The sequence below is a fragment of the Nonomuraea soli genome (genome assembly GCF_013761175.1).
GTDB lineage: Bacteria > Actinomycetota > Actinomycetes > Streptosporangiales > Streptosporangiaceae > Nonomuraea > Nonomuraea soli.
The window spans coordinates 553,759-566,674 of record NZ_JACDUR010000003.1 but is presented as its reverse complement, the minus strand read 5'-3'; the positions used below and the strand labels follow the sequence as shown (position 1 = coordinate 566,674).

17 protein-coding genes are annotated in these 12,916 nt (G+C 70.9%); 11 read left to right on the top strand and 6 right to left on the bottom strand.

Annotation, left to right across the window (positions count from 1 at the left end; genetic code table 11):
- Nucleotides 1-26: 26 nt before the first annotated feature.
- The gene (locus HNR30_RS15510; protein WP_246378596.1) at nucleotides 27-782 is read left to right on the top strand and encodes an alpha/beta fold hydrolase; all 756 of its coding nucleotides are present in this window, start codon (nucleotides 27-29) and stop codon (nucleotides 780-782) included.
- Here the strand turns inward: HNR30_RS15510 and HNR30_RS15505 are convergent.
- Nucleotides 769-1,164, bottom strand: coding sequence for a winged helix-turn-helix transcriptional regulator (locus HNR30_RS15505; protein ID WP_181610547.1), 396 nt, complete (start codon nucleotides 1,162-1,164; stop codon nucleotides 769-771). The two genes, HNR30_RS15510 and HNR30_RS15505, sit on opposite strands and share 14 nt — an antisense overlap.
- A gap of 108 nt (nucleotides 1,165-1,272) precedes the next feature.
- Between HNR30_RS15505 and HNR30_RS15500 the strand changes: the two genes are divergently transcribed.
- Nucleotides 1,273-1,905, top strand: coding sequence for an NADPH-dependent F420 reductase (locus HNR30_RS15500; RefSeq protein ID WP_181610546.1), 633 nt, complete (start codon nucleotides 1,273-1,275; stop codon nucleotides 1,903-1,905).
- 12 nt (nucleotides 1,906-1,917) lie between these two features.
- Here HNR30_RS15500 and HNR30_RS15495 read toward each other — a convergent pair whose 3' ends face one another.
- Genes HNR30_RS15495 through HNR30_RS15480 form a run of 4 tightly spaced genes read right to left on the bottom strand, consistent with a single transcriptional unit; the run spans nucleotide 1,918 to nucleotide 3,707 of the window.
- A complete protein-coding gene (locus tag HNR30_RS15495) occupies nucleotides 1,918-2,454 on the bottom strand; it encodes a dihydrofolate reductase family protein (RefSeq protein ID WP_181610545.1) in 537 nt (178 codons plus the stop codon).
- 12 nt (nucleotides 2,455-2,466) lie between these two features.
- Nucleotides 2,467-2,799, bottom strand: coding sequence for a DUF1330 domain-containing protein (locus HNR30_RS15490; protein WP_181610544.1), 333 nt, complete (start codon nucleotides 2,797-2,799; stop codon nucleotides 2,467-2,469).
- Nucleotides 2,800-2,811: 12 nt separating this feature from the next.
- Nucleotides 2,812-3,171: an alpha/beta hydrolase fold domain-containing protein gene (locus HNR30_RS15485; protein ID WP_181610543.1), complete on the bottom strand. Its 360-nt coding sequence runs from the start codon at nucleotides 3,169-3,171 to the stop codon at nucleotides 2,812-2,814.
- A complete protein-coding gene (locus HNR30_RS15480; protein WP_181610542.1) occupies nucleotides 3,171-3,707 on the bottom strand; it encodes a dihydrofolate reductase family protein in 537 nt (178 codons plus the stop codon). The genes HNR30_RS15485 and HNR30_RS15480 overlap by 1 nt, the downstream gene beginning before the upstream one ends.
- 134 nt (nucleotides 3,708-3,841) lie before the next feature.
- On the opposite strand from HNR30_RS15480, the gene HNR30_RS15475 reads away from it, so the two are divergent.
- From HNR30_RS15475 to HNR30_RS15435, 9 genes are all read left to right on the top strand, one after another.
- Nucleotides 3,842-5,041, top strand: a complete 1,200-nt coding sequence (locus HNR30_RS15475) for an alpha/beta hydrolase fold domain-containing protein (RefSeq protein ID WP_220133589.1) — start codon at nucleotides 3,842-3,844, stop codon at nucleotides 5,039-5,041.
- Between the two features lie 111 nt (nucleotides 5,042-5,152).
- Nucleotides 5,153-6,496 (top strand): hemolysin family protein, encoded by a 1,344-nt coding sequence (locus HNR30_RS15470; protein ID WP_181610541.1) that lies wholly within the window; start codon nucleotides 5,153-5,155, stop codon nucleotides 6,494-6,496.
- A complete protein-coding gene (locus HNR30_RS15465) occupies nucleotides 6,493-7,518 on the top strand; it encodes a hemolysin family protein (RefSeq protein ID WP_181610540.1) in 1,026 nt (341 codons plus the stop codon). The genes HNR30_RS15470 and HNR30_RS15465 overlap by 4 nt, the downstream gene beginning before the upstream one ends.
- Entirely contained in the window at nucleotides 7,515-7,952 is a 438-nt protein-coding gene (locus HNR30_RS15460; RefSeq protein WP_181610539.1) for a YdeI/OmpD-associated family protein, read from the top strand. Before HNR30_RS15465 ends, HNR30_RS15460 begins: the two co-directional genes overlap by 4 nt.
- 108 nt (nucleotides 7,953-8,060) lie before the next feature.
- A complete protein-coding gene (locus HNR30_RS15455; protein WP_181610538.1) occupies nucleotides 8,061-8,390 on the top strand; it encodes a YciI family protein in 330 nt (109 codons plus the stop codon).
- Nucleotides 8,391-8,627: 237 nt separating this feature from the next.
- On the top strand, nucleotides 8,628-10,625 hold the full coding sequence (locus HNR30_RS15450; RefSeq protein ID WP_181610537.1) for a sensor histidine kinase: 1,998 nt from the start codon (nucleotides 8,628-8,630) through the stop codon (nucleotides 10,623-10,625).
- Between the two features lie 44 nt (nucleotides 10,626-10,669).
- Nucleotides 10,670-11,311 carry a winged helix-turn-helix transcriptional regulator gene (locus HNR30_RS15445; RefSeq protein ID WP_181610536.1) on the top strand — a complete coding sequence of 214 codons (642 nt, stop codon included), beginning with the start codon at nucleotides 10,670-10,672 and terminating at the stop codon, nucleotides 11,309-11,311.
- Nucleotide 11,312: 1 nt separating this feature from the next.
- Complete coding sequence (locus tag HNR30_RS15440) at nucleotides 11,313-11,666, top strand: hypothetical protein (protein ID WP_181610535.1); 354 nt, start codon at nucleotides 11,313-11,315, stop codon at nucleotides 11,664-11,666.
- A 35-nt stretch (nucleotides 11,667-11,701) separates the two neighbouring features.
- The gene (locus HNR30_RS15435) at nucleotides 11,702-12,064 is read left to right on the top strand and encodes a DoxX family protein (RefSeq protein ID WP_181610534.1); all 363 of its coding nucleotides are present in this window, start codon (nucleotides 11,702-11,704) and stop codon (nucleotides 12,062-12,064) included.
- On the opposite strand, the gene HNR30_RS15430 is transcribed toward HNR30_RS15435, so the two are convergent.
- Complete coding sequence (locus HNR30_RS15430; protein ID WP_181610533.1) at nucleotides 12,047-12,862, bottom strand: helix-turn-helix transcriptional regulator; 816 nt, start codon at nucleotides 12,860-12,862, stop codon at nucleotides 12,047-12,049. The two genes, HNR30_RS15435 and HNR30_RS15430, sit on opposite strands and share 18 nt — an antisense overlap.
- Nucleotides 12,863-12,916: the final 54 nt, after the last annotated feature.

The window sequence follows — 12,916 nt, the reverse complement described above, 5'->3', positions numbered from 1 at the left end:
CTCGATTGATATATACCTCGGAGACGATGATTATGAGAGACGCGCAGGTGCTGCCGGACGGGAGCCGGATTCGCTGGGCCGAGGTGGCCGGTCGCGAGCCGGTCCGGGTCTATGTGCACGGGCTGGGCGCGGCGGCGGCGCCGTACTTCCTTGAGGCCGTGAGCAGGCCGGAGCTGGCCGGACACCGGAGCCTGTTCGTCGATCTGCTGGGGTTCGGGACCAGCGACCGGCCCACGGCGTTCGGCTACAGCATGGAGGAGCACGCGGACGCGCTGGCGACGGCACTGCGGGCGGCGGACGTTCGCGCGGCGCAGGTGGTCGCGCACAGCATGGGCGGGACGATCGCCGTGCACCTGGCCGAGCGGCACCCCGAGCTGGTGGCCGAGCTGGTGCTGGTGGACGCCAACCTGGACCCGATCAAGCCGGCGCCGCGGCCGACCATCGCCACCTACACCGAGGACGAGTTCGTACGGCACGGCTGGGACGAGACGCTGGCCCGGGTCGGCCCGCACTGGGCGGCCACCATGAGGCTGGCCGGGCGGGAGGCGCTGCATCGGAGTGCGGTGCACCTCACGCGGGCGGACGTGCGGGAACAACTGTCGAGGCTGCCGATTCCGCGCGCCTTCCTGTACCCGGGCGCGGACGGCGAGGTCAGCGGGGCGGCCGAGCTGGTGGCCTCGGGGGTGCGGCTGGTCGCGGTCCCGGACAGTGGCCACAACATCATGATCGACAACGTGGAGGTGTTCGCGAGGGAGGTGAGCGGGCTGTTCACGAGATCGTGAGCGGGTCGACCGCCTCGCCGCGCGGATCGAACGGGTCCTTCCGCTCCTGGGCGTCGAGCAGTTCGTCGCCGTGCTCCTCCGCCCACCGGCCGAGGGCGCTGATCGGGCCGTCGACCAGGCTCTGGCCCAGGCCGGTCAGGGCGTAGACGACACGCGGCGGGGCTTCGGCATGGGCCCGGCGGTCGATGAGCCCGCTGGAGAGCAGCCGATGCAGCGCCTGCGTCAGCACCTTGTCGCTGATGCCCCCGATGGCGTCGCGCAGCTCGCGCCGCCGATGGGGGCCGGCGGAAAGGGTGAACAGGACGACCGGGTCCCAGGTGTGGGCGAACAGGTCGGTGACCGCACGCACACGGCAGTCGGCCACGAACTCGTCTCGGTCCATGCTTCGTCGCTCCTCTCCGTGGCCATCTTCGCCTGGGCGTTGCGTACCAATCGGTGCGTATCGGTCTGTCTACCGTAGCCACCACACCAGGCAGGGAAGGGGATACGGATGCGGATCGGGATCTTGGGGACAGGGATGATGGCGTCGGCGCTCGGCCGAGGCTGGGCGGTCGCCGGACACGAGGTGGCCATCGCCGGACGCTCCTCCGCCAAGGCGCAGGAGCTCGCCGGCCGGCTGGGTCACGGGACCCGTGCCGTCACGCCACGGCAGGCGGTTTCGGATCGCGACGCCGTACTGCTCGCGGTGTCCTGGCAAGGCGTCGAGGACATGCTGCGGAGCGCGGGCGCGGGAGACGGCGCGATGCGGGGGACGGCGTTGATCGACCCGACGAACGCCGTGGAGCACGGTGTGGGGGTGGTGCTCACCGGCCCCGGAGAGGCGATGGCGGATCGGATCGCCCGGCTGTCTCCGGGGGCGAACGTCGTGAAGGCCTTCAACATGTTCCCCGCCGATCAGTGGGCGGAGCAGTCCGATGTCACGGTCGCGATGTGCGGAGACGACGCTGGCGCCTTGCGTGTCGTCGGCGAGCTCGTCCGTGACGTCGGTGGGGAGCCGTTCGTGCTGGGGGCGCTGGATCGTGCCCGTCAGCTTGAGGAGGTGGCGGGGTTCATCATCGGGGTGGCCTTCGCCGGGGCCGACCCCAACGCGGCTGTGCCACGGGTTCCAGCGGCAGCCGGATGACCCCGGCCCCCGTCAGGACGCCGGTCGGTAGACCAGGTCGAGCACCCCGCTCGAGAACGTCGCGCTGCGGACCAGCTCCAGCTTGGTGGCCGGGCCGTCCTCGAAGAGCTTCTGCCCCGACCCGACGGCGACCGGGTGCATCATGAGGCGCAACTCGTCGAGCAGGCCGTGCTCCAGCAGCCAGCGCACCGTGATCGCGCTTCCGGTCATGAAGATGACCCCGTCGACGCTGTCCTTCATCTCCTGGACGGCGCGCACGTCACCCCGCACGACCGTGGTGTTCTTCCACGTGGGGTCCTGCAGCGTGCTCGAGATGACGTACTTGGGGATGTCGTTGAAGTAGCTCGCGTAGGGTTCGTCGGCGTTGGCCTGCCAGTACTCCGAGAAGCCGTCGTATCCGGCGCGGCCCATGAGGAAAGCCTGGTTGGCCTCCATGGCGGCGCCGATGACGGCCATCATCTCGTCGTTGATGTACGACATGTGCCAGCTCTCCGGCGCCTCGACGACGCCGTCCAGCGCGATGAAGAAGTTGCTGACGATCTTTCCCATGGGAGTGTCCTTTCAAGGTCGGAGGGAGGCTGCGAAGGCGGCGGCGTCGTGGTCCGGTTCCACGCCTTCCACCAGGACGGCAACGCCGTCGATGTGGTCGGTGCGCAGGGGCAGGATCCGCTGGTACGCGGGGGAGTCGTACCAGTTCCCGGCCGTGGCGAGATCGGGGAACTCGATGACGACAACCGTGCCGGGCCAGTCGCCTTCCCGGACGTCGACCTGGGGTCCGTGAACCAGGAAACGCCCGTGGAAGGGGTCGAGGGTGGCCTGGATCCGCTCCATGTACTCCAGCACGTCCGGGTGCGGGACCGGGGTCTTCAGGTGGGCGATCGCGTACGCGGTCATGGTGTGTCTCCTTCAGAGCGTTTCGCGGGTGAGCGTCGGCCAGCCGTACTGCGCGGCGTGCCGTACGACCGCGGCGGCCATCGCCGCCCCGCCGCCGACGCCGCCGACGAGCAGGCGCCCGCTGTCGGTGATGAACTCGCTCGCGTGGTCGGCCGCCCACTCGGTGATCTCGATCGCGTCTTCGACGGTGGAGGGGCGGGCCACGAGCACCACGGTCCCGTCGGGCTGCGGTCTGTGGTCGGGCGGGTCGTGGCCGGACGGGTCATGGAAACGTACGGCGAGGGCGGTCGCCTTCGTGCGGGAGCCGGTCCAGCGAACCCTGACCGGTACGGTCCCGCCGCGGACGCGCAGGTACAGCGTTGCCCACGTCATCACCGTGCCTGGTAGGTGAGGACGACCGTGCCCGAGGTCAGCACGACGGTGCCGGCGAGCTGGAAGGCGGAGGCGGAGCCGCCGCGGAACAGCTGGTCTCCCTTGCCGACCAGGAGCGGGTGCACCCACAGGCGCAGCTCGTCGATGAGCCCGTGCGCGAGCAGCGTGTGGGACAGCTCGCCGAACCCGTACTGCACCAGGTTCGTGCCGCCGGCCTTGAGCTCGGCGACCCGCTCGGCGACCTGGTCGGCCAGGACGGTGGTGTGATGCCAGGCGGGTTCGGTGAGCGTCGCCGAGGCGACGTACTTCGGCATCGTGTTGATCCTGTCGCTGTAGGAGTCGCCCGAGCGTTCGGGCCAGGTGGCGGCGAACACCTCGTAGGTGCGGCGGCCCATCAGCACGGCGTCGGAGGCGAGGAGGAGGTCTGTCTGGAGCTTCAGCGCCGTCCCGTCGTCGCTCCCGGTGGAGGGCCACTCGTGCGGCTCTCCGACGACTCCGTCGAGAGTGATGTAGGTGGAATTGACCAGGCGGCCCATGGTGCGTCCCTTCGGTTGGGGGTGGTACGGCCAGCGTGGCAGCGGGGCCGACGCCGAGGGAAAGGCCCAACGTGCATGACGGTGGTGCGCACAACGCATGACGGGCGGCCCGCGCGGTGAGCCACAATGCGGACGTGGACGACAACAACCACAGCGGCGCGGTCCTGCCGCTCCCTCAGGCTCCCGACGCGATCGAGTTGCGCCACCTGCGGTCCTTCGTAGCCGTGGCCGACGAGCTCAACTTCGGGCGCGCAGCCAGCCGTCTCTACCTGTCGCAGCCCGCGCTGAGCAGGCAGATCCGCGCGCTGGAGCGCCTGGTCGGCTGCGAGCTGCTGCGCCGCAGCACGCACCGGGTGGAGCTCACGCTCGCCGGTGAGGCGCTGCTGGGCCGCTCGCGCGGGATCCTCGCCGAGGTCGACGACGCCGTCAGCGCGACCCGCGCTGTCGGCGGCGAGCTCACCGGCCGCATCGCCCGGCTGATGGAGCCGATGACGAACATGGCCGGATCACTCGACGTGCAGGAGATGCGCGAGGTGAACGAGTCGCTGCTCGCGGAGTGCCCGGTGCCCTCCGAGGTCGACACCCGAGCCGTCAACGCGGGCGGCGTGCCGTCGCTCGTGCTGGCCCCGGGGCCGGACCGGCCGGTCACGCTTCTTCACCTGCACGGCGGCGGGTACGTGCTGGGTTCGGCGTACGGCTACCGCTCCCTGGTCGGAGCGATGTGCGTGGCCACCGGATCCTCCGCCCTGCTGCCGGAATACCGCCTGGCCCCCGAGCACCCCTTTCCCGCCGCGGTCGACGACGCCGTGCGCGTCTACCGATGGTTGCTGGACAGAACACCCGATCCCGCCGGGCTCACCGTCTCGGGGGACTCCTCCGGGGCGGGGCTGACCATGTCGCTGCTGGCCGTACTGCGACAACGTGACCTGCCGCTGCCGGGCCGGGTGGTCCTGCTGAGCCCCTGGCTGGACCTGAGCTGCGCCTGCCTCGCCGAGAACGGGCCGTCGGCGATGCTCACGCTCAGCCAGGACTACGTCAGGCACTACCTGGCCGGGCATCCCACCGGTGACCCGCTCCTCGATCCGTTCTCCGCGGATCTGTCGGGCTACCCGCCGATCCTGGTGCAGGTGGCGACCGGCGACCCGTTGGTCACCGAGGCGCGCAGGTTCGCCGAGCGGGCCCGCGAGCAGGGGGTGGACGTCGAGCTCGGGCTCTATCCGGTCAACGCCCACGTGTTCCACCACTTCTGGTCGTTCCTGCCCGAGGCGGCCAGCGCGCTGAGCAGCCTGGGCGTCTTCGTCACCGAGACTCGCCGCCCGCAACGCGCCGGGTGACCCGCGAGGACCTGGACGTGGCCCGCCGCCAGGAAAGCCCTGCCCTGAATCGCCCGAAGACGATCAGATAGCGTCTCATCAGGAGAGACGTCGACAGGGAGGACAGCGGACGTGAGCGTTGCCCTGGGCCTGCTGGCTGTCTTCGTGCTGACGCTGGCGACCGGCTACTTCGTCGCCCAGGAGTTCGCCTACGTCAGCGCCGACCGCATCACCCTGGCCCAGCAGGCCGCCGAGGGTGACAAGAAGGCCGCCAAGGCGATCCGGGTGATGGAGCGGCTGTCGTTCATGCTGTCGGGCGCCCAGCTCGGCATCACGGTCACCGCCCTGGTCGTCGGCTTCATCGCCAAGCCCGCCCTGGCCGAGCTGATCGCCCCGGGTCTGGAGGCGCTCGGTGTGCCCGCGGGCGCGGTCGGAGGCATCGCGCTGACGCTCGGGTTCATCGTCGCCACCGTCATCCAGATGGTGTTCGGCGAGCTGGCGCCCAAGAACCTCGCCCTGGCCAGGCCAGAGCCGCTCGCCCGCGCCCTGGCCGGATCCACCCTCGTCTACATGACGGTCGCCGGGCCGATCATCAGGCTGTTCGACGCGTCGGCCAACAAGCTGCTGCGCATGGTCGGCATCGAGCCCGTCGAGGAGCTGCACCACGGCGCCACGCTGGAAGAACTCGGCCACATCATCGGCGAGTCGGAAAGGTACGGTCACCTGCCCGGCAGCCAGGCCGACGTGCTGGAACGCGCCCTGGCCTTCGCCGAGCACACCGCAGAAGAGGTCATGGTCCCGAGGGTCGACGTGATCACCGTCAACGCCGAGGTCACCGTGCCCGTGCTGGACAAGCTCATCGCCAAGTACGGCCACACCCACTACCCGGTGCTCGGCGAGCGCCTCGACGATGTCGTCGGCGTCGTCGGACTGCGCGAGCTGACCTCCGTGCCTCTCGACAAGGCCGCCACCACGCGCGTCGGCGACCTCGCCCGCCCCGTGGTGATCGTGCCCTTCTCGACCTCCCTGCCCGACCTGGTGGCCGAGATGCACGACCACGGCGACGAGATCGCCGTCGTCGTGGACGAGCACGGAGGCCTGGCCGGGCTCATCACCTGGGAGGACGTCGCGGAAGAACTCGTCGGGGAGATCGCCGACGAGAACGACGTGGAAGAGACGGCGATCGTACGGCGGGGCGAAGACTGGGAGATCGACGGCGCGCAGCGGATCGACGAGATCGCCCTGGAGACCGACCTCGAACTCCCTGACGAGGACGAGTACGACACGCTCGCCGGGCTCATCCTCAACGAGCTCGGCCGCTTCGCCGTACCAGGAGACAAGATCACCGTGGAGCTGGCCCCGTCACTGGACGAGCAGGCGCCCACCCACGCCCGCCTGGAAGTGCTCACCCTCGACCACCACGTTCCCGAGCGAGTACGGCTGACGCCCGAGAGACGGCAGGAGGAGGAGTCGTGAACCTGGGTACCGGCCTGGCCATCACCCTGGCACTCCTGGTGGGCAACGGCTTCTTCGTCGCCGCCGAGTTCGCCCTGGTCGCGGCCAAGCGCCACCGCCTGGAGAAGCAGGCGGCCCGCGGCAGCCGGGCGGCCAAGGCCGCGGTCAACGGCATCAAGGAGCTCTCCCTGATGCTGGCCGGCGCCCAGCTCGGCATCACGCTCTGCTCGCTGGGCCTGGGCGTGGTCTCGGAACCGGTCATCGCCCACACCCTCGCCCCGCTCTTCGACAGCCTCGGGGTGCCCCCGACCGCGGCCGGTGTGATCTCGTTCGTCATCGCCCTGGCCATCGTCACCTTCCTGCACATGGTGATCGGCGAGATGGCGCCCAAGTCGTGGGCCATCGCCCACCCGGAACGTTCGGCGACGCTGCTGGCCCTGCCCTTCCGCGGCTTCACCGTCGTCGTCCGGCCGCTGCTCAAGCTGCTCAACGGCATCAGCGACCTGATCCTGCGGATGTTCCGCGTGCACCCGCCGGAAGAGGGCGCCAACCCGCGCACCCCGGCCCAGCTGCAGCGCCTCGTCGAGGAGTCCAGGCGTCTCGGCCTCATCGAGCCCGAGGAGCACGGCGTGCTCACGCGTGCGCTGGACGCCCCGTCCTCGCCCATCGACGACTTCGTCACCGCCACGCCGGACATCGTCGGCGTCCCTGCCGCCGCCACCCCTCAGGAGGTCATCGAGGTCTCGGCGGAGGCGGGCCGTACCCGCCTGATCGTGTGGGAGGACGAGCGCCCGCTGGGTGTGGTCCACGTGCGCGACGCCTACCTGGCGCGTTCACGCAGCGCGAACTTGCCCGCACGACGGCTGGCGCATGCCGTACCCGAGCTGACCATCGCCACCACCGTCTCGGACGCGGTCGCGGCGATGCGGTCGGCGCACAGCCAGGTGGCCATGGTGCGCGACCAGGGCGGGGAACTGCTGGGGCTGGTGTCGCTGGACGACCTGCTCGCCAAGCTCCTGGTGCCGGCCGGGGGCACGTCATGAAGTTTCGAGCCGCCGTCGAGCCCGTGGAGCCCATGAGAGGGCTGGAGGTCCCCGAGGAGGTCGTCGACGCGCTCGGCGCGGGCAAGCGGCCGAGAGTGACCATCACGGTCAACGGGCACTCGTGGAAGAGCCGGGTCGCCGTCATGCGCGGTCGCTACCTGCTCGGGCTGAGCAATGCCAACCGGCAGGCCGCCGGTGTCGTGACCGGTGACGAGGTCGAGGTGGAGGTCGAACTCGACTCCGAGCCTCCCGTCGTGGTCGAGCCCGACGACTTCGCCCAGGCCCTGGACGCCGACCCGGCCGCACGAGCGGCCTACGACCGGCTGTCCCACAGCCGCAAGCGCGAGCACGTGCTCGCCATCGAGGGTGCGAAGAAGCCCGAGACACGCGCGAGGCGGATCGAGAAGGCGCTGGCCGCGCTGCGCGACGGCTGAACCCTTCGGCAGGCGATCGCGGCCGCGCGTCAGGGATCGATGAGTTCTGCCGCCGGTGAGAGTCGGTATCCGTGAGCACTTCACCCGGACGAGAGGAAGGACCCTGCTGTGGCGAGATTCGTGACCATCGGATACGGAGATCAAGACGGCTACGACAGCACCGACGCGGCGGTGCGGGACCAAGCGCACGCGCATGACGCCCGCCTGCTGGCCGACGGGGCCATCACGGGCGTGGCCGGCCGGCCGGTCCAGGTGCGCAACCACGACGGCGCCGGCGTGACCGTGGAGAGCGGCTCCTACATGTCCTCGGCCCTCCCGGTGGCCGGGTTCGGGATCATCGAAGCGGCAACGCTGGAGGAGGCCGTCGAACTGGTGTCGAAGACCCCGTGCGCCGTGGCGCAGGGCGTGGTCGAGGTGTGGCCGTTGCGCGAACTCTAGACCTGGTCGACAAGCGCAGCGGGGGATCGCCGGGATGAACCGTCCAGCCCGGCGATGCGTCGATGAGGGCATGAAGGCGATGCGGTTGGCCGCAGTGACATGCCGATGACGGCAGGAAGATCACCTGCTGGCGACCCTGTTCCGCCGCGATCACATTCGGATGTCGCCCCCGATGCCCGATCGGCCGGCGCGCTAGGGTCGGGCAGCATCGAGGGCCCCAGGCGGAGCAGGAGCGGGATGGCGCGGCCAGCAACCCGGACGTTCTCGGTGGCCGTCGTCCTGGCCGTCCTCTCGCCGGTCCTGGCCGCCGCGGCCCTGGTCATGAACGCCGCCCTGCCCGCCGAGTGGCGTCTGCCCGGGTTGTTCACGCCGCTGAGCGTCGCGGGTCTCGCCTTCCCCGCGCTCGGCGCGTTCCTGCTCGCCTCCCGGCCCAGGCTGGCGCTGGCGTGGATGATGTGCCTGGGCGGGCTGGGCGGCGCCGTCTACGAGTTCTTCCGCGCCCTGATGTTGACCACCGCCGCCGCGGGTGACCTCATCCTGGCGGGGTGGGTGAGGTTCCCGGCGCACTTCGGGTGGGCGGCTTCCAGCCTTCTGCTGGAGGTGCTGCTGCCGCTCTACTCCCCGGACGGCAGGCTGCCGTCGCGGCGCTGGCGCTGGGTGGCGTGGCTGGGTGTGGTCTCGATCGGCCTTGAGCTGGTCCGTCAGGTGTTGAGGCCGGGCCCGCCGGCCAAGGGTTACCCGCTGCCCGCCCGCATCCCCAACCCGCTGGAGATCACGGCGCTGGGGCCGTACGACGCGACGATCTGGACCGTGGCGTGGGCGGGGATCCTGGTGGCGGTGCCGCTGGCCGCCCTGTCGCTGGTGGTGCGCTTCAGGCGGGCCGATCCGGTGGGCAGGAGGCAGATCGGCTGGCCGCTGTTCGCCCTGGGCGGCTACGTCGCCTTCATGCTCGTCGGCCTGGTCGTGCCCGCGCTGGACTGGGTGCAGATCGTCTGGGCGGCGTTCATCCCGGTCGCGATGGTGTTCTCGGTGATGCGCCACCGCCTGTACGGGATCGACACCGTGCTGAGCCGGGCGTTCGTCGCGGCGGGGCTGCTGGTCGTGATCGCCGCGGTCTACCTCGGCGTGGCGGGCGTCTCCAGCCTGCTGGTGTCCGGCCACGACCACATCGCCGGGCTGGTGTCGGCTCTGCTCACCGGTGCGTTCTTCCAGCCGCTGCGCCGTACGCTGCAGCGGGCCGTCGACCGGCTCTTCTACGGGCCGGTCGGCGACCCGGCCGCGCTGGTCGAGCAACTCATCCAGGAGGTGCGCCGCGGCGACCCCGAGCAGGCGCTGGCGGCGGTGGCCAAGGTGTTGCGCAAGGGACTGGCGGTGCAGCGCGTCGCGGTGGAGGTGTCCGGCGTGCGGCTGGTCTCGACCGGTACGGCAGGCGAGAAGGTGGGTGACTCCCCGCGCGAGGTGCCGCTGATCTGGCACGGTGAATGGGTGGGGCGGCTCCTGGTGGGTTCGCCCACGCCGCGCAGGTTTCCTGCCGCGCACGACGAGCGGGTGCTCGCGGTGCTGGTGCCGTACGTCGCCGATGTCGCGCATGCCGTACGGATGGCTGCCGACCTGCAGCGCTCGCGCGAGCGGCTCGTCGCGGCCCGCGAGGAGGAGCGGCGGCGCCTGCGCCGCGACCTGCACGACGGCCTGGGGCGGGCGCTCGCGGGGATGGCCGCGATCGTCAGCGAGGCCCGCTGCACCCTGAAGGACTCTCCGGCCGCCGCGGACGGGCTGCTGAGCGAGCTGCGGTCGTCCATGGACACGGTCACCCACGACCTGCGCGATCTGGTCCACGGCCTGCGGCCGCCCGCGCTCGACGATCTCGGGCTGGCCGCCGCGCTGCGGGCGCTGGCGCGGCCCGGCGGGCCCGCCACGGAGATGACGTTCGCCGGTGACCTGTCCGATCTGCCCGCCGTGGTCGAGGTGGCCGTCTATCGGATCGTCTCCGAGGCGCTGAGCGCCGTTCGTGATCACGCCACCGAGGTCAGGGTCTCGGTGCGGCGTGAACCTTCGGCGTTGTTTCTGGTCATCAACGACGACGGGCCTCCGCCCGGGAGCGGGCGGGCGTCGATGCGCGAGCGTACGGCGGAGCTGGGTGGAATCTGCCTCGTCACGGGGGATCGGGACGGGGGCACCACGGTGACGGTCACGCTTCCTCTGACGGCGCGGACCGATGATTGGTTGAGAAACTAAACCGAACGGTTTATTTTCTCAACCATCAACTCTAACCTGGAGGCATGCGTTCGTACCATCAGTTCTGCTCGATGGCGCGCGCCCTGGACGTGGTGGGCGACCGCTGGACTCTGCTGATCGTGCGCGAACTCCTCACGCAAGGCCCCTGCCGCTTCTCCGACCTGCGACGTGGCCTGCCCGGCATCGCCAGCAACCTGCTCGCCGAGCGACTGCGGGAGATGGAGGCGGCGGCGCTGGTGGTCCGGAGCGACGAGCCGCCGCCCGTGGCCGCGACGCTGATCGGCCTCACCGACCGTGGCCGCGAGCTCAGCGGGGTCGTGCGCGAGCTCACCCGATGGGGCGCCCCCCTGATGCTGGACCCGCCGGACGCCGACGAGTTCAGGGTGCACTGGTTCGCGTTGCCTCTGCGCCACCTCTGCCGTGACGGCTCGCCCGGCGAGCCGGCGGTCACGGTCCGCGTCGGCGACCTGTACGACGGCTGCGACGTCACCGCCGAGCAGGGCCGGATCGACGTACGCCCGCCTTCGAGCGGGCGGCACGTGGACGCGACGATCACCGCACCGCCGCAGGTGCTCGTCGCGCTCTTCACAGGACTGATGAACGTGCCGGCGGCCGAAGCCCAGGGCCTGGTCGTCGACGGCTCCGCCGAGGCGTTCCGACGCCTCCTGCCGAACAAAGGACGATGAGATGCCCGTCGAGCATGACGCCTTGGGTCTCCTCGAGGAGATCGCCGCGGACTTCAGCACCGAACCCGACGTCGTTCTGGGAACGATGTTCCGCAACCCGGGCCTGCGCACCGGTGACAAGATCTTCGCCTTCCTCGGCCATGGAGGCGAGCTCATCGTGAAGCTGCCCAAGGAGGAGGTCGGGCGGCACCTCGATGCGGGAACCGCCGAGCGGGTGACCGTGGGGAAGCGCACCATGCGCGAGTGGGTCGCGCTCCCGGCCCAGGAGAGCGACACGGCGACCCTCACGTTGTGGCGCAGCGCGGCCCGGGACGCCCACGACTACGTGGCCGCGCTCGCACGAGGAAACGGGTAGCCGTTTCCCGGACCGTGCGGGGGTAGTGGGGTGCCGTGTCTGGTGCGTACGTGGTCGTGGGAACGGTGCTCGCGCTGGCGCTCGGGCTCGCGGCGGTGCTCAACCTGGTCCACCACAGGACGGCGATCATCACCGCTGACCGGCTGGGCCTGCCCCGGTCGCTGATTCGCCCGTTCGGCGTGCTCCTGGCAGCGGGAGCGGCCGGAGTGGTGATCGGCTTCGTCGTCCCGTGGGTGGGGCTGGCCGCCGCCATCGGTGTCGTGCTGTACTTCCTGGTCGCCGTCGCGGTGCACGTGCGTGCTCGCGCCTTCCTGCCCGCCACGGGCTTTCCCGGCGCGGTCGCCTTCGCGCTGCTCGCCGTGGTCGTCCTGCTCGTACGGCTACAGGCCGGCGTGTAGGGGGCCTTCCTCGACCTGGCCGATCCAGCGACCGGCGCTCTCGTCGTCGGAAGGGAAGAACGCCTCGATGCGGAGCTCCTGCGCCGTGACGTCGACCGGGGTCCCGATCGTGGAGACGACCGAGAAGAACCGCACGATCCTGCCGCCGAGCCGGAAGTGCACGTCGACGATCGGGATCGGCGCGGGTGCGGTGCGCGGCGCCGCGATGAGCGCTGCGACGTCAGGACGTGACCTGAGCTCCATCACCAGCTCGGCGGTGGCCAGGTCGAGCACGCCGCCCACCGCCTCGCGCCGTGCCCGTTCGAGGAGGGCGGGCACGACCTCCTCCCAGTTGGCGACGGCGTCGCGTACCGGCCCCTGCTCGATGATCAGCCGCAGCACGTTGGCGTCCGCCGGAATGGGCGCGGGCGCGAGCAGCGTGCCGAACAGGCGCGCCGCGCCCTGGTTGGCGCGCACCACGTTCCAGCCGCGATCCAGCACGACAGCGGGCAGCGGATCGTGGCGGTCGAGCATCCGGCCGATGGCGGACACCACCCGCCGCAACGCCGGGTCGTCGAGCCCGCTGTGCGCGAAAAGCGGCGCGAATCCGGCCGCCAGGAGCATCCCGTTGCGGTCGCGCAGCGGGACGTCCAGCGCGCCCGCCAGCCTGAGCACCATCTCCCGGCTCGGGTTGGAGCGGCCCGTCTCCAGGAAGCTCATGTGCCGCGGGGTCGTCATCGCGGCCGAGGCGAGGTCGAGCTGGCTCATCGCGCGCACCCTGCGCCAGTAGCGCACCAGGGCGCCGAAGGACGACTCCATGGACCGACCCTACGACCGGCCCGCGCCCGCGTCCCTTCCCCGCGAGGGAATCGC